Source organism: Microterricola pindariensis, from assembly GCF_002936985.1.
Lineage (GTDB): Bacteria > Actinomycetota > Actinomycetes > Actinomycetales > Microbacteriaceae > Microterricola > Microterricola pindariensis.
The window spans coordinates 36248-56465 of sequence record NZ_MPZN01000001.1; the positions used below are offsets into that span (position 1 = coordinate 36248).

Annotated in this window: 19 protein-coding genes and 2 tRNA genes; 2 read left to right on the forward strand and 19 right to left on the reverse strand. The window is 70.0% G+C overall.

Annotated elements, in window-relative coordinates; all coding sequences use genetic code 11:
* The 12 genes from GY24_RS00190 to rplU form a co-directional block, all read right to left on the reverse strand.
* The gene (locus GY24_RS00190; protein ID WP_104473816.1) at window positions 1-1662 is read right to left on the reverse strand and encodes a SulP family inorganic anion transporter; all 1662 of its coding nucleotides are present in this window, start codon (window positions 1660-1662) and stop codon (window positions 1-3) included.
* Between the two features lie 134 nt (window positions 1663-1796).
* Window positions 1797-1872: transfer RNA gene (locus tag GY24_RS00195), tRNA-Ala, on the reverse strand.
* Window positions 1873-1989: 117 nt separating this feature from the next.
* Window positions 1990-2065 (reverse strand) — tRNA-Ala (locus tag GY24_RS00200).
* A 76-nt stretch (window positions 2066-2141) separates the two neighbouring features.
* Window positions 2142-2519: a ribosome silencing factor gene (gene rsfS, locus GY24_RS00205; protein WP_083363901.1), complete on the reverse strand. Its 378-nt coding sequence runs from the start codon at window positions 2517-2519 to the stop codon at window positions 2142-2144.
* A gap of 53 nt (window positions 2520-2572) precedes the next feature.
* Window positions 2573-3532, reverse strand: coding sequence for a hypothetical protein (locus GY24_RS17555; protein WP_161498649.1), 960 nt, complete (start codon window positions 3530-3532; stop codon window positions 2573-2575).
* Window positions 3529-4131 carry a nicotinate-nucleotide adenylyltransferase gene (gene nadD / locus GY24_RS00220; protein ID WP_104473818.1) on the reverse strand — a complete coding sequence of 201 codons (603 nt, stop codon included), beginning with the start codon at window positions 4129-4131 and terminating at the stop codon, window positions 3529-3531. Before nadD ends, GY24_RS17555 begins: the two co-directional genes overlap by 4 nt.
* 17 nt (window positions 4132-4148) lie before the next feature.
* Window positions 4149-4358, reverse strand: coding sequence for a hypothetical protein (locus GY24_RS00225; RefSeq protein ID WP_104473819.1), 210 nt, complete (start codon window positions 4356-4358; stop codon window positions 4149-4151).
* A gap of 58 nt (window positions 4359-4416) precedes the next feature.
* Complete coding sequence (locus GY24_RS00230) at window positions 4417-5694, reverse strand: glutamate-5-semialdehyde dehydrogenase (protein ID WP_104473820.1); 1278 nt, start codon at window positions 5692-5694, stop codon at window positions 4417-4419.
* Between the two features lie 9 nt (window positions 5695-5703).
* A complete protein-coding gene (gene proB / locus GY24_RS00235) occupies window positions 5704-6510 on the reverse strand; it encodes a glutamate 5-kinase (RefSeq protein WP_104473821.1) in 807 nt (268 codons plus the stop codon).
* A gap of 3 nt (window positions 6511-6513) precedes the next feature.
* The gene (obgE, locus tag GY24_RS00240) at window positions 6514-8091 is read right to left on the reverse strand and encodes a GTPase ObgE (protein ID WP_104473822.1); all 1578 of its coding nucleotides are present in this window, start codon (window positions 8089-8091) and stop codon (window positions 6514-6516) included.
* Window positions 8092-8191: 100 nt separating this feature from the next.
* Window positions 8192-8449, reverse strand: coding sequence for a 50S ribosomal protein L27 (gene rpmA / locus GY24_RS00245; protein ID WP_047410683.1), 258 nt, complete (start codon window positions 8447-8449; stop codon window positions 8192-8194).
* Between the two features lie 20 nt (window positions 8450-8469).
* Window positions 8470-8778: a 50S ribosomal protein L21 gene (gene rplU, locus GY24_RS00250; protein WP_047410686.1), complete on the reverse strand. Its 309-nt coding sequence runs from the start codon at window positions 8776-8778 to the stop codon at window positions 8470-8472.
* Between the two features lie 317 nt (window positions 8779-9095).
* On the opposite strand from rplU, the gene GY24_RS00255 reads away from it, so the two are divergent.
* A complete protein-coding gene (locus GY24_RS00255; RefSeq protein ID WP_104473823.1) occupies window positions 9096-9368 on the forward strand; it encodes a DUF4031 domain-containing protein in 273 nt (90 codons plus the stop codon).
* 34 nt (window positions 9369-9402) lie between these two features.
* On the opposite strand, the gene GY24_RS00260 is transcribed toward GY24_RS00255, so the two are convergent.
* Window positions 9403-11991 (reverse strand): Rne/Rng family ribonuclease, encoded by a 2589-nt coding sequence (locus GY24_RS00260; protein ID WP_133161072.1) that lies wholly within the window; start codon window positions 11989-11991, stop codon window positions 9403-9405.
* Window positions 11992-12292: 301 nt separating this feature from the next.
* Between GY24_RS00260 and GY24_RS00265 the strand changes: the two genes are divergently transcribed.
* Window positions 12293-12895: a vitamin K epoxide reductase family protein gene (locus GY24_RS00265; RefSeq protein ID WP_104473824.1), complete on the forward strand. Its 603-nt coding sequence runs from the start codon at window positions 12293-12295 to the stop codon at window positions 12893-12895.
* Window positions 12896-12983: 88 nt separating this feature from the next.
* On the opposite strand, the gene ndk is transcribed toward GY24_RS00265, so the two are convergent.
* The 6 genes from ndk to GY24_RS00295 form a co-directional block, all read right to left on the reverse strand.
* The gene (gene ndk / locus GY24_RS00270) at window positions 12984-13406 is read right to left on the reverse strand and encodes a nucleoside-diphosphate kinase (protein ID WP_083363891.1); all 423 of its coding nucleotides are present in this window, start codon (window positions 13404-13406) and stop codon (window positions 12984-12986) included.
* A 39-nt stretch (window positions 13407-13445) separates the two neighbouring features.
* Window positions 13446-13802, reverse strand: a complete 357-nt coding sequence (locus tag GY24_RS00275) for a DUF4233 domain-containing protein (protein WP_161498650.1) — start codon at window positions 13800-13802, stop codon at window positions 13446-13448.
* Complete coding sequence (locus tag GY24_RS00280) at window positions 13799-15187, reverse strand: bifunctional folylpolyglutamate synthase/dihydrofolate synthase (RefSeq protein WP_104473826.1); 1389 nt, start codon at window positions 15185-15187, stop codon at window positions 13799-13801. The genes GY24_RS00275 and GY24_RS00280 overlap by 4 nt, the downstream gene beginning before the upstream one ends.
* On the reverse strand, window positions 15184-18534 hold the full coding sequence (ileS, locus tag GY24_RS00285) for an isoleucine--tRNA ligase (protein WP_104473827.1): 3351 nt from the start codon (window positions 18532-18534) through the stop codon (window positions 15184-15186). Before ileS ends, GY24_RS00280 begins: the two co-directional genes overlap by 4 nt.
* Window positions 18535-18855: 321 nt before the next feature.
* Entirely contained in the window at window positions 18856-19860 is a 1005-nt protein-coding gene (locus GY24_RS00290) for a hypothetical protein (RefSeq protein WP_104473828.1), read from the reverse strand.
* Window positions 19857-20207 (reverse strand): GntR family transcriptional regulator, encoded by a 351-nt coding sequence (locus tag GY24_RS00295; protein ID WP_083363885.1) that lies wholly within the window; start codon window positions 20205-20207, stop codon window positions 19857-19859. Before GY24_RS00295 ends, GY24_RS00290 begins: the two co-directional genes overlap by 4 nt.
* Window positions 20208-20218 lie beyond the last annotated feature (11 nt).

The window sequence follows — 20218 nt, forward strand, 5'->3', positions numbered from 1 at the left end:
TCACCGGGTCCCGTCTGGCGCCAGGGCCTCGAGCGCCGCGCGGTTCGTCGGGAACACGCGCTCCTCGCCGAGGATCCCGAGCTCGACCAGCCGCGCCCGGGCATCGGAGCGCACCCGGCTGAAGCCGAGCTCGACGTGCTGCGCGTCGAGCCAACCCTTCAGCGCGGCGAAGGACTCCGCGCCGGTGACGTCGATGTCGGTCACGGCCTCCATGTCGACGACGAGGTGCCGCACGTCGGGGGCGGCGCGCACGGCCCGCTGCACGGCCTGGCTGAACACCGCGCCGTTCGCGAAGAACAGGGGCGCGGCCAGGCGGATGACGATGATGCCGGGTGCGGTGACGCTGCCCTCCGGCGCCTCGGCCAGGAGCGACTCCCCCGGCGTGTCCCCCCGTTCGAGCACGTCGATCGCCGGGTTGGCGGCGCGTTTGGCGAGGTTGATGAGGGCCAGCACGAAGGCGACGACGATCCCCGGGATCGACCCGACGAGCAGCGTGACCAGGAAGCAGACCGCGGCGATCGCGAACTCGAAACGGTCAGCCCGCCAGATGGCGGCGAACTCGCGGATGCCGAGCAACGGCAGGATCGCGACCCCGACGATCGCCCCGATGGCCGGCGAGGGGATGTCGGCCAGCAACGCGGTGCCGAAGAGCAGGAGCAGCAGGGTGCCGGCGGCGAGGATGAGGGACGGCAGCTGGGTGCGCGAGCCAACCTGGTCCATCGCCGCCGTGCGGGAGGTGGAGGAGCCCATCGCGAAGCTCCCGCTCGCGCCGGCGGCGATGTTGCCGAGGCCGAAGGCGAAGAGGTCGCGGTTGGGGCTGGTCCGGTAGCCGTTGCGCTCGGCGTAGGAGCGGGAGACGAGCAGCCCCTCGGCCGTGGTGACGAGGGTGAGGGCGAGCGCGGAGGGCACGAGCAGCAGCCAGCTGGACCAGGAGATGACCGGCCAGGTGAGCGCGGGCGGGCCGGCCGGCACCTCGCCGAGGACGTCGACGCCGGTGTCGACGAGGTTGGCGGCGACGACGAGCACCGTCGCGAGGATGAGCACGATGAGGGCCCACGGCACGGCCCTGGCCAGCCGTTTGCCGATGCTCAGGATGAGGACGGCGACGGCCGCGATCGCCAGCGACCAGAGGTTCGTCGTCCCGAGCCCGCTCACGAGGTCGACGACCTTCTCGGTGAACTCGCCGCCGGAGTCGATCTTCACGCCGAGCATCTTCGCGATCTGGCTGACCAGGATGTCGAGGGCGAGGCCCCCGACGAAGCCGACGAGGATCGGCTTGGAGAGGAAGTTCGCGAGGAATCCGAGCTTGAAGTACGCCATCGCGAGGAACAGCACGCCGCAGAGGATGGCCTGCGCGAGGGCGAGGGTGCTGTAGTCGGCGCTGCCCGCCGCCGCCAGGCCGCCGAGCGACGAGGCGACGAGCGCGGCGGCCGCGGCATCCGGTGAGACCACCAGCTGCCGGGAGGACACCGCCAGCGCGTAGATGATGGTCGGCACGACGAGCGCGTACAACCCGGCCGTCGGCGGCAGCCCGGCGATCTGGGCGTAGCCGATGTTGAGCGGGATGGCGATCGCCAGCAGCGTGACCCCTGCCGTGACCTCGCGCACCCAGTTGCCGCGGCTGAGCCCGACGAGCGGGCGTTGGGAGAGGAGGCCTGGCATGGTCCCTCCCGTCCCCGGCTGGTTGGCTAGACAGTGCGCATGCACTGTCTAGCAGATCAGCCGCGAACGGGGCTAGAGCGGTGGCCAGTCGGGAACGAGAAACTCCCCGGGAACCGAAGGTTCCCGGGGAGTGATGGTGGATCTGGGGAGACTCGAACTCCCGACCCCCTGCATGCCATGCAGGTGCGCTACCAGCTGCGCCACAGACCCTCGTGTTGTTCCCGACCTCTCCGAGGCAACCCGACCAGCCTACTACGTGATCGGGAGGCCCGCGAATGCGGCCGGGAACGAGAAACTCCCCGGGAACCGCTGGTTCCCGGGGAGTGATGGTGGATCTGGGGAGACTCGAACTCCCGACCCCCTGCATGCCATGCAGGTGCGCTACCAGCTGCGCCACAGACCCTCTCGTTGTTCCCGATTCCTCGGAAGCAACTTGATTAGATTACTACGCGATTATCGCGAGAACCAAAACGAGCCCATCACTCGCGCGTGTCGCGCTCCGGGAGCTCGATCGCCACGACGGGGCAGTCCTTCCAGAGACGCTCCAGCTGGTAGTAGCCGCGCTCCTCCTCGTGGAAGACGTGCACGACCAGGTCGCCGAAGTCCAGCAGCGCCCAGCGGCCCTCTGCCCGGCCCTCGCGGCGCAGCGGCTTGGCGCCGGCGCGGATCAGCTCGTCTTCGATCTCGCCGGCGATCGCGACGACGTTGCGCTCGGAGTTGCCGGTGACGAGGAAGAAGATGTCCGTCAGCGGCAGCGGCTGCGTGACGTCGAGCGCGACGAGGTCGGTTCCGCCCTTGGAGTCGGCGGCGCGGGCAGCGACCTGGAGCAGGTCAATGGCGTGGGAAGTTGCAGTCATCTGGAGTGTGTCCTGTATCTGAGAAGCATGGGTGCCGTCCGGTGGGCGCGGCACTAGAAGATCTTGAAGATGTACCCGCCGATGAAGAGCCCGATGACGCCGAGGGCGAGCACCGCCGCCGTGATGGCGAGAACGGTCGGCATGTTGAGGCCGCCCTGCTTGGGCGGGGTGAGGGTGTCGCGGGTGGAGGTGTGCGTGCTGACGGCCTTGCTGGCGCGGACGGGCTGGGCGCTCGTCGCGGGCGACGCGTCGTCGACCTGGTCGAGCAGGCGGTCGACCTCTGGCGAGTCGATCCGGTGCGGATGGGCTCCGGTGTCGCCGAGGCTGGGCAGGTCGATGGATCCGGTGACGAGCATCTCGCCGCCCGCGAGCGGCGCCTGCACGTCTCCGCCCTGTTGCGGGATCAGCGGGAGGATCAGCGCGTTCGTGGTGGTCGGCACTCCGCCGGCGCCGACTCCGCGGGAGAGCACCTGGTCGAAGCCGTGATCGTCCGCGTCGTCTTCGACGTCGATGTCGAGCGACCAGTGGCCGACCGGGGGCTGGGGGGCGACGGGGGCGGGCGTTGGCGCGTCCTCGTCGATGTCGGATGCCGGCGCAGCGCCGGATGTGCCGGCGGCCTCCTCGGCCGCGGCGCGGGCCGCCGCCTGGGCGGCGAGCAGGGCGCGCAGCTCGCGGCGGGTCAGCGTGCGCTCCGGGATGCCCTCGAGCAGCTCGCTCTCGTGCTCCGCGGCTTCCTCGGCCTCGGCTGTAGCCTCGGCTGCAGCCGCAGCGGCGTCGACGGGCGCGGGCGGGGCCCAGGCGGCCTCGTCGGCCACGGCTTCCGCCTCCGCGGCGGCACGAGCGGCCTGTTCGGCTGCTGCGGCCTGCTCGGCTGGCTCCGCGGCGCGCTCTGCGGCCTCCGCGGCCTTCGCCTCGCTCGAGCCGTCCTGACCGTCGGATTCGGGCAGGCGCGCTCGTTCGCTGGCGCGCGCTTGACGACGCGTCAGCGGTTGGCCATCGGGCAACGCACTCATGCCACACTCCGATACAGGTGATGTTTGGAGATGTACTGAACGACGCCGTCCGGTACCAAATACCAGACGGGATCGCCTCGCTCCACGCGGGCTCGACAGTCGGTCGACGAGATCGCCAGAGCCGGAACCTCCAACAAGCTTACGTCGCGCTCCGGCAATCCTGAAATGCTCAGGTCATGCCCGGGGCGACTCACAGCTACGAAGTGGGCGAGCTCCCAGAGCTCGGAGACGTCCTTCCAGGTGAGGATCTGCGCGATGGCGTCGGCGCCGGTGATGAAGAACAGCTCGGCATCCGGGCGTTCAGCGTGGATGTCACGGAGCGTGTCGATCGTGTAGGTGGGCCCGATGCGGTCGATGTCGACCCGGCTCACGGTGAAGCGCGGATTGGATGCCGTCGCGATGACCGTCATGAGGTAGCGGTGCTCCCCCGGGCTGACGGCCGCCTTCTGCCACGGGAGGCCGGTCGGCACGAACACGACCTCGTCCAGGTCGAACGACTGCGCCACCTCGCTGGCGGCCACGAGGTGGCCGTGGTGGATGGGGTCGAAAGTGCCGCCCATCACGCCAATGCGGGGGCGGCTCTTCGAGACAGTCGTCACGCTCAGTTCTACAACGCTCAGTGGCTGGAGGTGCCGTGCGCTCCACCGTGGGCGGCCGCGTATGCGTCACCCTTGGCCTTGTGGCGGTTGGCGACGTCGCGGAAGCTCCAGGTGACGAAGCCGAAGGCGGCGAAGACCACGAGCGCGATCACGCCGTACATGATCGGGGGGATCGGCAGGTCAACGGCGTGCACGGTTTGTGCGGACACGGCAGTCAGGAACGACATCACATTCTCCATTCAGGGGTGGCGGGAGGTGCATCCGCCGAAACGAGTCTAGCGGGCCTCAGGCGCGCGACTGTCCGTTGCCACGCACAATCCACTTTGTGCTGGTGAGTTCCTGCAGGCCCATCGGGCCGCGGGCGTGCAGTTTCTGGGTCGAGATCCCCACCTCGGCGCCGAAGCCGAACTCTCCCCCATCGCTGAACCGGGTGGAGGTGTTCACCATCACGGTGGCGGAGTCGACCCGGTTGAGGAAGTACTCGGCGTTGCCGAGGTCGTTCGTGATGATCGACTCGGTGTGCTTGGTGGAGTACCGGCGAATGTGCTCGATCGCCTCATCGAGGGTGTCGACCACGCGGACCGCGAGGTCGAGGCTCAGGTACTCGGTCGACCAGTCCTCCTCGGTTGCCGGCACGGCGTCGGGGAGCAGGGCGAGCGCGCGCTCGTCGGCGTGGATGGTGACCCCGGACTCGGCGAGCTTGGCGCCGACGGCCGGAAGCACGCGGTGGGCGGCGCCGGCCAGCACGAGCACCGTCTCGACGGTGTTGCAGACGCTCGGCCGCTGGGTCTTCGCGTTGTGCACGATGTCCACCGACCACTGCACGGGCGCGGTCTCGTCGAGCACGATGTGCACGACGCCCGCACCGGTCTCGATGACGGGCACCGTGGACTCGGTGACGACGGTGTTGATCAGGTCGGCGCTGCCGCGCGGGATGAGCACGTCGACCTGGCCGCGGGCCTGCATGAGTGCGCGCGCGCCGGCACGGCCGAACTCGTCGATCGACTGCACGGCCGCCGCGGGGATGCCATGCACGGCGATCACCTGCTGGATCAGGGCGACGAGCATCTGGTTGGAGTGCTGGGCGGCGCTGCCGCCGCGGAGCACGGCGGCGTTGCCGCTCTTCAGCGCGAGCGCGGCGATGTCGACGGTGACGTTCGGGCGGGCCTCGTAGATGGCGCCGACGACGCCGAACGGCACGCGCAGCTGGGCGATCCGCACGCCGTTCGGCAGGGTGCTGCCGCGCACGACGTCGCCGACGGGGTCGGGCAGGCCGACGATCTCGAGCACGGCGGTGGCCAACGACTCGATGCGCGGCGCGGTGAGCGCGAGCCGGTCCAGCAGGGCGTCGCTCAGCCCGGTGGCACGGCCGGCGTCGATGTCGCGCTGGTTCGCCGCGATGATCTCGCTCACGTGGGCGCGCAGCGTCGCGGCCACCTCGACGAGGGCCTCGTTCTTCTGCTGCGTTGTCGCGGCACCGAGCTCGAGGGATGCGGCGCGGGCGGCATCCAGCTTCGCGAAGAAGGGTGCCAGATCGGGTTCGGTGCGGAGCGGCTCAGACATGAGCCCAGCTTAGGACAGGGACGTGGCCGTGTGACGCGATTTGGCGGCGAACCAGGTGCCGATGTCTGCACCCCGGAAGGCCTCGTCGACGAGGCCGGTGGCGGTGACCAGCACCGCGGTGCCTGACTCTGCCGCGTGCCGGGCGGCGGAGGCCTTGGTGACGGCTCCCCCGGTTCCGACCCCGGCGCGGCCGCTGGAGGTGAGCTCGACGCCGGCCAGCGCGTCGCCGAAGGGAACGTGCGCGATGCGCTCCGCGCCGGGCTCGTGCGGCGGGCGGGTGTACAGGGCGTCGACGTCGCTGAGCAGGATCAGCAGGTCGGCGTTGATGAGGCTCGCCACGAGCGAGGCGAGTCTGTCGTTGTCGCCGAAGCGGATCTCGTGGGTGGCGACGGTGTCGTTCTCGTTGACGATCGGCAGGATCCGCAGGTCGAGCAGGCGCTCCATGGCGCGCTGCGCGTTGCTGCGCGGGGTGGCGTTCTCGAGGTCACCGGCGGTCAGCAGCACCTGGCCGGCGACGATGCCGTAGCGGTCGAGGCTGTCCTGGTAGCGGAAGATCAGCAGGTTCTGCCCGACGGATGCCGCGGCCTGCTGCGTCGCCAGGTCGGTCGGCCGTTCGTTGAGCCGCAGGTAGGGCAGCCCGGTGGCGATGGCGCCGGAGGACACCAGCACGATCTCGCACCCGCGCCCGTGCGCCGCCGCGAGGGCGTCGACGAGTGGCGCAATCTGACCGGCATTGTCTCCGCTGATGGACGAGGAGCCCACCTTGACGACGATTCGCTTCGCCGTGGCGATGCCGGCCCGATCACGCACACTCATCTATTACTCGCTCTTCTCGCCAGATTCCGTCTGGCTGTCATCCGACTGGCTGTCTCGCTCCGCACGGGTCATGTCGACGCCGCCGTCCTCCTGCCAGAGGCCCGCCTCGCGCTCGCTGAGCAACTCGGCGCGGGCCGCGGCCTTGGCGTCCATGCGCGCGAAGTAGTCCTCGCGGCGCTCGTTGCGGGTGGCGCGGCCGCCGCCGTCCAGACGCGCGTCGGTGCCGCGCGGGGCGGTGATGAGCTCGGCGGTGGAGGTGAGGGTGGGCTCCCAGTCGAAGACGATGGAGCTGCCGAGGCCGATGACGACGGTGGAGCCGGCGATGGCGCCCGCCTTGAACAGGGCGTTCTCGACGCCCAGCTTGGCCAGGCGGTCGGCCAGGAAGCCGACGGCCTCGTCGTTGGCGAAGTCGGTCTGGGCGACCCAGCGCTCCGGCTTGGCGCCGATGACGCGGTAGACGTTTCCGAAGCTGCCGCCCTCGACGCGCACGACGAAGCCGCCCTCGTCGACGGCCTTGGGCCGGATGATGATGCGCTCCTTGGCGGGCTTGGCCGCGGCCTCGACCCTGCCCTGCTCGACGAGCTCGGCCAGGGCGTAGCTCAGCTGGCGGAGGCCCTCGTGGGTGGCGGAGGAGATCTCGAAGACGCGGTATCCGCGTGCCTCGAGGTCCGGGCGCACGAACTCGGCGAGCTCGCGGGCCTCCGGGACGTCGATCTTGTTCAGGGCGATGAGCTGCGGGCGCTCCAGCAGCGGCTTCTGGCCGTCCGGAACCGGGTAGGCGGCGAGCTCGCCGAGGATGACGTCGAGGTCGCTGAGCGGGTCGCGGCCCGGGTCGAGCGTTGCGCAGTCGATGACGTGCAGCAGTGCGGTGCAGCGCTCGACGTGGCGCAGGAACTCCAGGCCGAGGCCCTTGCCCTCGCTGGCGCCCTCGATGAGCCCGGGGACGTCGGCGATGGTGTACCGGTTGCCGCCGGCCTCGACGACGCCGAGGTTGGGGTGCAGGGTGGTGAAGGGGTAGTCGGCGATCTTCGGCCGGGCGGCGGAGAGCGCCGCGATCAGGCTGGACTTGCCGGCCGACGGGTATCCGACGAGGGCGACGTCGGCGACGGTCTTGAGCTCGAGGTAGACGTCGCACTCGATGCCGGGCGTGCCGAGCAGCGCGAAGCCGGGGGCCTTGCGCTTGGTGGTCGCCAGCGAGGCGTTGCCGAGGCCGCCGAGGCCGCCGGGGGCGACGACGTAGCGCATGCCGGGCTCGCTCATGTCGATGAGCTCGTTGCCCTCCGCGTCCTTGACGACGGTGCCGACGGGCACGGGCAGCTCGAGCTCCTCGCCGTTGGCGCCGGCGCGGTGGTCGCCCATGCCGGGGCCGCCGTTGTCGGAGCTGCGGTGCGGGCCGCGGTGGTAGTTGAGCAGGGTGGTGACCTGCGGGTCGGCGACGAGGACGATGTCGCCACCGTGGCCGCCGTTTCCGCCGTCGGGGCCGGCGAGCGGCTTGAACTTCTCACGGCGAACGGACACGCAGCCGTTGCCGCCGTGACCGGCACGCAGGTGCAGCGTGACGTGGTCGACGAATGTGGCCATGGCTGGTCTCCTTGGTGTTGCGTTGCCGCGTCATCCGACGCGGGCGAAAATACGTCAGGGCGAGCCGAAGCTCGCCCTGACGTGTGTTACATGTGGGTGCCTATTCGGCAGCCACCAGAATGTTGACGACCTTGCGGCCACCCTTGTTGCCGAACTGGACGGCGCCGGCCTCGAGGGCGAAGAGCGTGTCGTCGCCACCGCGACCCACGTTGACGCCGGGGTGGAAGTGGGTGCCGCGCTGACGGACGATGATCTCGCCCGCGCTGACAACCTGGCCGCCGAAGCGCTTCACGCCGAGGCGCTGTGCGTTGGAGTCGCGACCGTTACGAGTGGAGCTAGCTCCCTTTTTGTGTGCCATTAGCTTCTCTCCTCAGGCCGTTACTTGATGCCGGTGACCTTGACGCGCGTGAGCTCCTGACGGTGCCCCTGACGCTTCTTGTAACCGGTCTTGTTCTTGTAGTGCTGGATGACGATCTTCGGGCCGCGGAGGTCCTCAAGAACCTCGGCGGTGACAGTGACCTTCTCGAGGGACTTGGCGTCCGAGGTGATCTTGTCTCCGTCAACAAGCAGCACAGCGGCCAGCTCGACGGTGCCGCCCTTAACGGCCTTGATCCGGTCCATCGTCACGATGGTGCCGACCTCGACCTTTTCCTGCCGGCCACCGGCGCGCACAACTGCGTAAACCACTTTACGTACCTCACTCTGGGGGGCTACCTAGCCCCAATTCCTAATACTCGGAAGTCACTGGATTGACACGGCCAGACAGCCGGTCTCAATCAGAAAACCTTGGCAAACGTGCGGATGATTCCGACACACACCAACGATCAAGTTTAGCTGATCGGATGCGTGCGGTCAAACGGGCTCACCAGGCACGATCCACAACCGACTCATTTCACACAAGCCGGCTCACGGTGCGTCTACTAGTTTAGCCGGATTCGGCGGGCCGGTTAAACCACGACGCGCGCAAAACGCGCAAGAAATCGATGATGCCTAGACTCATTTCCATGACAGTGCTCATCGATACCGCCATGTGGCCCGCCCACGGGACGGTGTGGGCGCACCTGGTCAGCGACTCCAGCCTCGACGAGCTGCACGCGTTTGCGCGGGGCCAGGCCCTGCCCCCGCGCAGTTTCGACCTGGACCACTACGACGTGCCGGCCGAGCGCTGGCAGGCGCTGGTGGATGCCGGCGCGACACCGGTCAGCGGGCGGGAGCTCGTCACCCGGCTGCGCGCGAGCGGCCTGCGGGTGAGCGCACGAGAGCGCCGCGGCCTCTAGGGCTGCGGCGCTCTCGTGTGCGTTCTGGCGCGGGCTACTGCTCTGACGCGCCCGTCGGCGTTCCCGTGACGATCGGCACGACCGGCGTGGTCGACAGCGCGGCCGTGGACACGCGGCGGCTGCGGCTGCGGCCCTGGCCGGGCTGCTTGGGCTCAGGCAGCGCCTCGAGCACGGAGCCGAGGAGTTCCTCGGCCGCCTTGCCGGTGACGGTGCGCGCCTGGCGCGGGGCGGCGGCGACGGGGATGTCGAGGATCGCGATCGGCTCGGGCACGGTCACTGCCGGGGCCTCGGCCTTCGGCGCACCCTGCACCTCGGCCGCGGCGGCCGGCTCTGCTGCGACAGCCTGCTCTGCGGGCTGCTGGCTGCGGCCGCTGCGGCTCTTCCGGTTGCGGGAGCGCGAGCTGCGCGGCTCGCCCGAACCGTTCTGCTGGCCGTTCTGCTGGCCGCCCTGCTGAGCGTTCTGCTGGGCGTTCTGCGCGGCGGGTTCGTCGGCCTTCGCGGGCTCGGCCGGGTGGGCCAGGGTGCTGGCTGCGATCTGGGCGAGGGCGTTCTTGGCGTCTGCGGTGATCCCGTGGGTGCCGTTCACCTTCTCAGCGGCGGGAGCGGGCTGCTGCTGAGGCTGCTGTGCACCCTTGGAGCGGCGACGCTCCTGCTGCGGGGCCTGCTGCGGCGTCTGGCGGTGCTTGACCACGGGGTCGTGGTGCACGATGATTCCGCGGCCGGCGCAGACCTCGCAGTTCTCGCTGAACGACTCCAGCAGGCCGAGGCCGAGCTTCTTGCGCGTCATCTGCACGAGGCCGAGCGAGGTGACCTCGGCCACCTGGTGCTTGGTGCGGTCGCGGCTCAGGCACTCGATCAGGCGGCGCGAGACGAGGTCGCGGTTGGACTCGAGCACCATGTCGATGAAGTCGACGACGATGATGCCGCCGATGTCGCGCAGGCGCAGCTGGCGGACGATCTCCTCCGCGGCCTCGAGGTTGTTCTTGGTGACGGTCTCCTCGAGGTTGCCGCCGGAGCCGACGAACTTGCCGGTGTTGACGTCGACGACGGTCATCGCCTCGGTGCGGTCGATCACGAGCGAACCGCCCGAGGGCAGCCAGACCTTGCGGTCCAGGGCCTTCTCGATCTGCTCCGAGATGCGGAACTCGTCGAACGCGTCCTTCTCGCCCTCGTAGCGCTCGACGCGCTCGAGCAGGTCGGGGGCGACGCCGCGCAGGTAGCTCTCGATGACCTCCTGGGCGTCATCGCCGGAGATGATCATCTTCTGGAAGTCCTCGTTGAAGACGTCGCGGACGATCTTGATGAGCAGGTCGGGCTCGGAGTGCAGCAGCGCGGGGGCCTGCACGGTCTGCAGCTGCGAGCTGATGCTGGCCCACTGGCTGATCAGGCGCTGCACGTCGAGGGTGAGCTGCTCCTCGGTCGCGCCCTCGGCCGCCGTGCGCACGATGACGCCGACGTTGTCGGGGAGGACCTCCTTGAGGATCTTCTTCAGGCGCGAGCGCTCGGTGTCCGGGAGTTTGCGGCTGATGCCGTTCATCGAGCCGTTCGGCACGTACACGAGGTAGCGGCCGGGCAGCGACACCTGGCTGGTCAGGCGGGCGCCCTTGTGGCCGACCGGGTCCTTGGTGACCTGGACGAGCACCTTGTCGCCGGGCTTCAGCGCCAGCTCGATGCGGCGCGGCTGGTTGGCGCCGGGGTTCTCTGCCGCGGCGGCGTCCCAGTCGACCTCGCCGGAGTACAGCACGGCGTTGCGGCCGCGGCCGATGTCGATGAAGGCGGCCTCCATGCTGGGCAGCACGTTCTGCACGCGGCCGAGGTAGACGTTGCCGATCAGGCTCGCCTCCTGGTTCTTGGCCACATAGTGCTCGACCAGCACGCCGTCCTCGAGGACGCCGATCTGGATCTTGTTGTTCTTGGCGCGCACCACCATGCTGCGGTCGACGGACTCGCGGCGGGCGAGGAACTCGGCCTCGGTGATGACGGTGCGGCGGCGGCCGGCGTCGCGGCCGTCGCGGCGGCGCTGCTTCTTGGCCTCCAGGCGGGTGGAGCCCTTGATCCGCTGCGGCTCGGTGATGAGCTCTGGCTCGCGCGGAGTGCGGACCTTGACGACCGTGTTCGCCGGATCGTCGGAGCCGGAGCGGCTCTCCTCGCCGGAACGGCGGCGGGCGCGGCGGCGCACCGTGGAGGCGTCGTCGGCGTCGCGGTCGTAGTCGTGCTCGTAGCCGCGCGCGGAGCCAGAGCGGGCCGGAAGCGGCGCGATGACGGGCGCGTGGAAGATCAGCGAGGTGGTGCTGAGCTGGGTCGGGATGACCGGCGCAGCGGGCGCCTCTGCTGCTGCTTCCGCTGCCGCCTCCTCGGCGGGGGCGGCCTCGGCCTGCTCCGCCTCCGGGGCGACGGTCTCTGCCTCGGCCTGGACCTTGGCCTCGGCCTGCACGTCGGCGGCGGCCGGGGCCGCCGGCTCGGCGGTGATCGGCGCTGCGACCGCGGCGCTCTCCACGGCCGGTGCCTCGTCCGCGCGCTTCTTGCGCGCTCCGAAGATCCGGGGGCGCTTCTTCACCTGACTCTTCGTCGAATCTGATGCCGCGTCGTTGCTGCCTGTCTCATTGTTGGTCTTGTCCACCATTACCGGGATAACTCCTTGACCGGTGCGGGCAACCGCGCCACCCGCTCCGGGTACTCTCTCGAGCGGGGCTCCGTTGAGCGAACCCCCGCAAATCTAGTTGTGTGCAACCGGCTCGTGGCTCTGATTGCTACTTCTCTCGGTGCGCGGACCGAATCCTCTGTGCGAATACTTCTGATGCATCTGTGGGTGCTGGGCACCCGGTAAGCCTTCTTGTCGCCTGTTCGAGCAGGGCTCAAACGACTGCGTCAATTATCGCACGCTCTCGCGTTTTCACGCGCGCCACGCGTGGGATAATCCGTCTATGCCCGAAACTGCATCTACGCGATCGTCCATTCCGCACGGCGTGCTGACCGTGATCCTGGGTGCGATCGGCCTGCTCGCGGCGTTCGCGCTGACACTGGAGAAGTTCCACCTGCTGCAGGTTCCCGGCTCCGTTCCGAGCTGCGATTTCAGCCTCCTGGTGCAGTGCGGGGCGAACCTGAACTCGCCGCAGGGCGCGATCTTCGGCTTCCCCAACCCGGTGATCGGGCTGATGGCCTGGCCCGTCGTGATCACGATCGGGGTGGCCTTGATCGGCGGCGTGCGCTTCCCGCGCTGGTTCTGGCTCGGCTACAACGCCGGCGTCGTGCTCGCCCTGGCCTTCGTGGTCTGGCTGATCGGCACGAGCATCTTCGCCCTCGCGACGCTGTGCCCGTGGTGCATGGTGACCTGGGCCGTCGTCATCCCCCTGTTCTGGATGGTCACCCTGGAGAACCTGCGCACCGGGCGCCTCCCGCTCGGCGCCGCCGTCCGCCGCTTCGCGGATGCCGCATACGGCTGGATCCCGTTGATCACGCTGCTCAGCTACCTGGTCGTCGCCGTCATCGCCCAGCTGCGCCTGGACGTGATCAGCCACCTCTTCTAGGCGGCATCCGGCCCAGGCCCTCCGAACGCGGACACGACGAATGCCGCCCGGCTCGAGCCGGGCGGCATTCGTGTTGGTGCGGTGGCTGCTAGCTGAACCAGAGCTTCAGCTCGCGCTCGGCGGACTCGGGCGAGTCGGAGCCGTGCACGAGGTTCTGCTGCACGCGCAGGCCCCAGTCGCGGCCGAAGTCGCCGCGGATGGTGCCGGGGGCCGCCGTGGTGGGGTCGGTCGTGCCGGCCAGCACGCGGAAGCCCTCGATGACGCGGTTGCCCGCGACGCGGATGGCGACGATGGGGCCGGACTCCATGAACTCGACGAGCGGCTCGTAGAAGGGCTTCCCCTCGTGCTCTGCGTAGTGCTCGGCGAGCAGGGAGCGCTCGGCCTGCACCAGGCGGATGTCGACCAGCGAGTAGCCCTTGGCCTCGATGCGGCGCAGGATCTCGCCGGTCAGGCTGCGGGCGACGCCGTCGGGCTTGACCAGGACCAGCGTCTCTTCGATTGCGGTGCTCATATGTGTTCTCTCCTTAGAGGTTGGCCGTGGGTTGTCGGCTTAAGAAAGTGTTTTCTGGCGGTCCAGGCGCGCGCCGGTGATCATGCAGTACGCCCACATGGCGACGAACAGCGCGCCGATGAAGAACATGGCGGGGTTGAAGAAGCCGCTCAGCACGACGACCGCCTGCACGCCCCAGCCGAGGGCGTACGCCCAGCGGTGGCGCAGCAGTCCCATGGTGGCGATGGCCAGCAGGCAGACGATGCCGCCGACCGTGAGCATCACCCAGGGCGGCAGCACGGCGCCGGGTCCGAAGGCGATGACGAGGGTGGCCAGGAAGATCACGACCAGCTCGAAGCCGAGCACGATCGAGGCGAGCGAGCGCTGCACCGAGCTCTGCCGGGGGGCGGGGGTCACGACTGCATCCAGTTCTCGGCGTCGGCGATCACGATCGCCTCGGCGACGAGGGTGATCGAACCGGTCACGACGACGGCCCGGCGGGGGGCCGCGTCGGCCCACTCGCGGGCGCTCTGCAGCGCCTCGGCGGGGTCGTTGGAGACGAACACGGCTTCCTCGCCGACCGCGTCGGCGACGAGTTCGCCGAGCTCGTAGGCGTCGATCGCCCGCTCCGAGCCGGACTGCGTCACGTGGAAGCGGGTCGCGACGGGGGTGAGCGCCTGGATGATGCCGCGGGCGTCCTTGTCGGAGAGCACGCCGAGCACGACGGCGATCTCGTCGAAGTCGAAGTAGGCGCCGAGCGCCGCGACCAGGGAGGACGCGCCGTGCGGGTTGTGGGCGGCATCCACGATGACGGTGGGCTCGATGCCGACCAGCTGCAGCCGGCCGGGCGAGGTGACTCCCCCGAGTGCCTCCGTGAGGATGTCCTCGGCGATGGCCTGGGTGCCGCCGCCGAGGAAGGACTCGACGGCCGCGATGGCCAGTGCGGCGTTCTGCGCCTGGTGGCTGCCGTAGAGCGGCAGGAAGTGCTCGCTGTAGGTGCCGGCGAGGCCGCGCACGGTGATGAGCTGGCCGCCGACGGCGACGGTGCTGCTCAGCAGCTCGAAGCCGGGCGCCGCGCCCTGCACGGCCAGCGTCGACTCGGTGAGCTCGGCGGCGCGGGCCAGCTCGGCCTCGGCCTCCGGCGCCTGCGTCGCGGACACGACGGCCGCGGCGGGCTTGATGATGCCGGACTTGGTGCGCGCGATCTCGGCGATCGTGTCGCCCAGCTTGCCCAGGTGGTCCAGCGCGATCGGGGCGAACACGGCGACCTGGCCGTCGGCGACGTTGGTGGAGTCCCACTCGCCGCCCATGCCGACCTCGACGACGGCGACGTCGATGGGCGCGTCGGCGAAGCTGGCGAAGGCCAGCACCGTCAGCGCCTCGAAGAAGGTCAGCGGCAGCTCGTCGGCCGCGATCAGCTCGGTGTCGACCATGGCGATGTAGGGGGCGATGTCGGCCCAGTTGTGGGCGAGCGCCTCGTTGCTGATCGGCTCGCCGTCGATGACGATGCGCTCGTTGAAGCTGACCAGGTGCGGGCTGGTGAGCAGGCCGGTGCGCAGCCCGTGGGCGCGCAGCAGGCTCTCGATCATGCGGCTCGTGCTGGTCTTGCCGTTGGTCCCGGTGACGTGGATCATCGGGTACGAGCGCTGCGGGTCGCCGAGCAGCTCGACGGCGCGGCGGGTCGGCTCGAGCCGGGGCTGCGGGTTCACCTCGCCGACGCGGGCGAGCAGCTCTGCGTAGACGGCGGCCGCGGCGTCCGCGAACTCGTCGTCGGGTGTGTATGCGCTGTTGTCGTCGGTCATGCCTTCACTACTCCAATGTGCACGTGGGCGCCGCCTGCGAGCGGGGCGAGTTCTTCTGTGCCGGATGCCGCGGCGACGCTCACCTGGGTGGCGAGGGTCTCGGCGGCGATGAGCTCGGCGTGCTGCTGCACGGCCGCGAGGCCGTCCTCCGACACGACGAGGCTCAGGCTGATGCGGTCGCTGACCTCGAGGCCGGCCGCCTTGCGGGCGTCCTGCACGGCGCGGATGACGTCGCGGGCGAGGCCCTCTGCCTCGAGTTCCGGGGTGGTCGCCGTGTCGAGCAGCACGAAGCCGCCGCCGGGCAGCAGGGCCAGGGCCTGGCCCTCGCCGCCGGAGGCCGTCTCGAGCACGAGCTCGTACTCGCCGGCGGCCAGCTCGACGCCGCCGGCGGTGACGACGCCGTCGGTCTCGCTCCAGTCGCCGCTGCGGGCGGCCTGGATGACCTGCTGCACGCCCTTGCCGAGGCGCGGTCCGGCCGCGCGGGCGTTGACGGTGAGCTTGCTGGTGATGCCGTAGCGGGAGGCGCTGTCCTCGGCCAGCTCGACGAAATCGACCGACTTGACGTTGAGCTCGTCGCGCACGATCGACTCGAACGGGGCGAGCCCGGCGGTGTCGGCGGCGACGACGGTGAGCCTGGCGAGCGGCAGGCGCACGCGCAGCGCGGCCTGCTTGCGGAGGGAGAGGGCGGCACCGGTGATGGAGCGCACCTGGTCCATGGCGGCGACGAGGGCGTCATCCGCGGGGAAGGCCTCGGCCGCCGGCCAGTCGGTCAGGTGCACGCTGCGCCCGCCGGTCAGGCCCTGCCAGACGCGCTCGCTGACGAGCGGCAGCAGCGGGGCGGCGACCCGGGTGAAGGCCTCGAGCACGGTGGCGAGCGTGTCGAAGGCCTCGCTGTTGCTGCCGTCGGTGCCGACGCCGGCCCAGAAGCGGTCGCGCGAGCGGCGCACGTACCAGTTGGTGAGCACGTCGGCGAAGTCGCGCAGCTTGGCGGCGGCCAGGGTGCTGTCCAGCGCGTCGAGGTCGGTGGTGACATCCTCGATCAGCGTGCGGGTCTTGGCCAGCAGGTAGCGGTCGAGCACGTCGCCGGAGTCGGTGCGGAAGGTCGCCTCGTAGCCCTCGGCCGTGCCGAGGGAGGCGGTGCTGGCGTTGGCGTACAGGCTGAAGAAGTACCAGGTGCTCCAGAGCGGCAGCATGACCTGGCGGACGCCCTCGCGGATGCCCTCCTCCGTCACGACGAGGTTGCCGCCGCGCAGCACCGAGCTGGACATCAGGAACCAGCGCATGGCGTCGGAGCCGTCGCGGTCGAAGACCTCGGAGACGTCCGGGTAGTTGCGGAGCGACTTGGACATCTTCTGGCCGTCGGAGCCGAGCACGATGCCGTGGCTGACGACGTTCTTGTACGCGGGGCGGTCGAACAGCGCGGTGGAGAGCACGTGCATGACGTAGAACCAGCCGCGGGTCTGCCCGATGTACTCGACGATGAAGTCGGAGGGGTGGTGCTCCCCGAAGAACTCCTGGTTCTCGAACGGGTAGTGCACCTGGGCGAACGGCATCGAGCCGGAGTCGAACCAGACGTCGAGCACGTCGGAGATGCGGCGCATCGTGGACTGGCCGCTGGGGTCGTCCGGGTTCGGCCGGGTGAGGTCGTCGATGTAGGGGCGGTGCAGGTCCGGCTCCCCCGCCGCGTTCAGCGGCAGCGTGCCGAAGTCGCGCTTCAGCTCGTCCAGCGAGCCGTACACGTCGACGCGCGGGAACTCGGGGTTGTCGCTCTTCCAGACCGGGATCGGCGAGCCGAAGTAGCGGTTGCGGCTGATCGACCAGTCGCGGGCACCCGCCACCCATTTGCCGAACTGGCCGTCTTTGACGTTGTCCGGCACCCAGTTGATGTCCTCGTTCAGCTCGACCATGCGGTCGCGGAACTCGGTGACGCGGACGAACCAGCTGGAGACGGCCTTGTAGATCAGGGGGTTGCGGCAGCGCCAGCAGTGCGGGTAGCTGTGCTCGTAGCTGGCCTGGCGGAGCAGGCGGCCCTCGGCCTTCAGCAGCTGCGTGAGCGGCTTGTTGGCGTCCATCCAGAGCTGGCCGGCGACATCCGTCACCGCGGGCAGGAACTTGCCGCCGTCGTCGAGCGAGAGGATGACGGGGATGCCGGCCGCCTCGCAGACCTTCTGGTCCTCCTCGCCGTAGGCGGGGGCCTGGTGCACGATGCCGGTGCCGTCGGAGGTGGTGACGTAGTCGGCGGTGAGGATGCGCCAGGCGTTCTCGGTGCCCCACTCCTCCGTGTCGGCGTAGTAGTCGAACAGGCGGTCGTAGCTGACGCCCTCGAGCTCGTGGCCGCGGACGGTGCGCGAGATCGCGGCGGTGGCCTCCTCTGCGCTGTCGTAGCCGAGGTCCTTGGCGTAGCCGCCGACCAGGTCGATCGCGATCAGGTACTCGCCGCCGAGCACCTCGGTGTGGGCGGCGGTGCCCTCGGCCTCCTCGCGGAGCACGGTGGCATCCGGGGTGCCGTTGGGGCCGGCCGGGACGACCGCGTACTCGATGTCGGGGCCGACGGCGAGGGCGAGGTTGGTGGGCAGGGTCCACGGCGTCGTCGTCCAGGCGAGGGCGCGCACGGCGGTCAGGCCGAGCGACTCGGCCTTCGGGCCGGTCAGCGGGAAGGTGACGGTGACCGTCTGGTCCTGGCGCATCTTGTAGACGTCGTCGTCCATCCGCAGCTCGTGGTTGGAGAGCGGGGTCTGGTCGCGCCAGCAGTAGGGCAGCACGCGGTAGCCCTCGTAGGCGAGGCCCTTGTCGTGCAGGGTCTTGAACGCCCAGATGACGCTCTCCATGTAGCTGGTGTCGAGCGTCTTGTAGTCGTTGTCGAAGTCGACCCAGCGGGCCTGGCGGGTGACGTACTCCTGCCACTCCTTGGTGTAGCGCAGCACCGACTCCTTGGCCGCGCTGTTGAACGCGGCGATGCCCATCTCCTCGATCTGGCTCTTGTCGGTGATGCCGAGCTGGCGCTCCGCCTCGAGCTCGGCGGGCAGGCCGTGGGTGTCCCAGCCGAAGCGGCGGTGCACCTGCTTGCCGCGCATGGTCTGGTAGCGCGGGAAGACGTCCTTGGCGTAGCCGGTGAGGAGGTGGCCGTAGTGCGGCAGGCCGTTGGCGAAGGGCGGGCCGTCGTAGAAGACCCACTCGTCCTCGCCCTCGCGCTGGTCGATGGAGGCCTGGAAGGTGCCGTCCTGCTGCCAGAACGCGAGCACCTCCTCCTCGATCGCGGGGAAGTTCGGCGACGGCGTCACGCCGAATGCGGCGCCGGAGCCCGCGGTGGAGGAGGAATCGGGGGTGTTCGAGTCTTTGGGGTACACGTGTGTCTCCTGGACGGCTGACGGATGCTGTTGGCCACTTCCACGAGGACGGCGGGCCTCTGCCTGCCGCGGTACCACCTCGCTTGCTCCCCGATGCCGCCTTCGGCAGCCGGGAAGCCGCTTGTTCCTTGGCGATGACGGGCCAGCCCCGCTCGGTTCTACCTCAGTCGGATGCCGTGGCGCCCGCCTGTTCTCTTCCGAGGACTCCCCGGTGATGGCCGGTTCGCAGTCTGTGCCTCTAAGAATAGCGGGTCGGAGCCCGGACCCGAGCCGCTCCGCCCAACTCCACCGGCCCGCGCTCGCCCAGCGGGCCGGCGGGGTTCAGCGCGCGCGGGCGACCTGCAGCACCGCGACGGCTGTCTCGGCGTCGTCGACGGGCACGACGAGCACCTTCCCGTTGCTGCGGGTGACCTCGATCGCCGGGCCGGCCTGCAGGATGATTCCGGTCCGCCCGCCGCTCCAGCGCCAGCCCCAGCCGCCGAAGTCGCCGACCGGGTTCACCGTGATCAGCCGCACATCGGCCACCTCACTGAGCGGAATCCGGATCGCCGGCCAGCCGGCGACGGAGACGACGTTCACCCCGTGCTGCCCGACGCTGACCCTCCAGCGGACGGCGGTGAGCGCCAGGGCGAGCACCACGAACAGCGGCAGCAGCACGAGCACCAGCACCTCCTCGCCGCCGAGCGCCGCGGCGACAGCGCCGCCGATCCCCAGCGCGAACACCGCCAGGATGAGGAGCAGCACGCCGCGGGCCGCGGACACGGTTCCGGTCCAGAACACGCGCTCCGACGGGCCGACCTCCAGCGGTTCGACGTCGATGGCAGAGGGCGGGGTGCGGTCGGCCCGCGGAAGCAGGAACCAGGCGGCCGCGGCCGCGACGAGGCCGAGCAGGGCACCGAGCAGCAGCCAGGGCAGGGGGTCTGGTGCCGTGCTGGCGTCGCTCAAGCCGCGTTGCGTGGCAACCGAGCCGGCGATGCCGACACCGAGCAGGACGGACAGCCAGAGCGCGGTCACGGCCAGCGCCTTCTGGGTGGGCCGGGGGCGCCCACTCTCGGCGAGATCCGCGAACGAGAAGGCCATCACGCCGCTGAAGAGGCTGACCGTCCCGAGAACGGTGGCGACGAGTTCCCACGGGCTGCCGAAGCCGTTCACCCCCTCCGAACCCCAGTGGATCCCGATCACCGCCGGCAGGGTCGGGATCCAGCTGATGATGATGAGTGCGGATGCCACGGCGACCGCGAGCGGCAACACGACGGCCACCAGCAGGAGGCGGGAGCGCGTCACCGCTCGCTGCTCCGGGTTGGCGTGCTGGGTGGAGTCGTTCACTTGTAGGCCTCTCTGATGAGCGAGAGCAGCGCGCTCTCCGAAACGTTGCGCAGCTTGGCCTCGTCGACCAGGTCGTGGATCGCGCCGGCCAGAGCGGCGTGCTGCCCGATCCGCCCGGCGACGATGGCGCCGCGGCCCGGCCGCATGTCGAGCAGGCCCTCCTCGCGCAGGATCTGGTAGGCGCGCAGCACCGTGTGCACGTTGATGTCGAGGGCGCCGGCGAGCTCCCGGGCGGGCAGCAGCCGCTCCCCCACGGTGAGCCGCCCGTCGATGACCGAGGCACGGATGCCGGCCGCCAGCTGTTCGAACAGCGGCGTGGAGAGGGTGGGATCGATGCGGATGAGCACACCTCGATCCT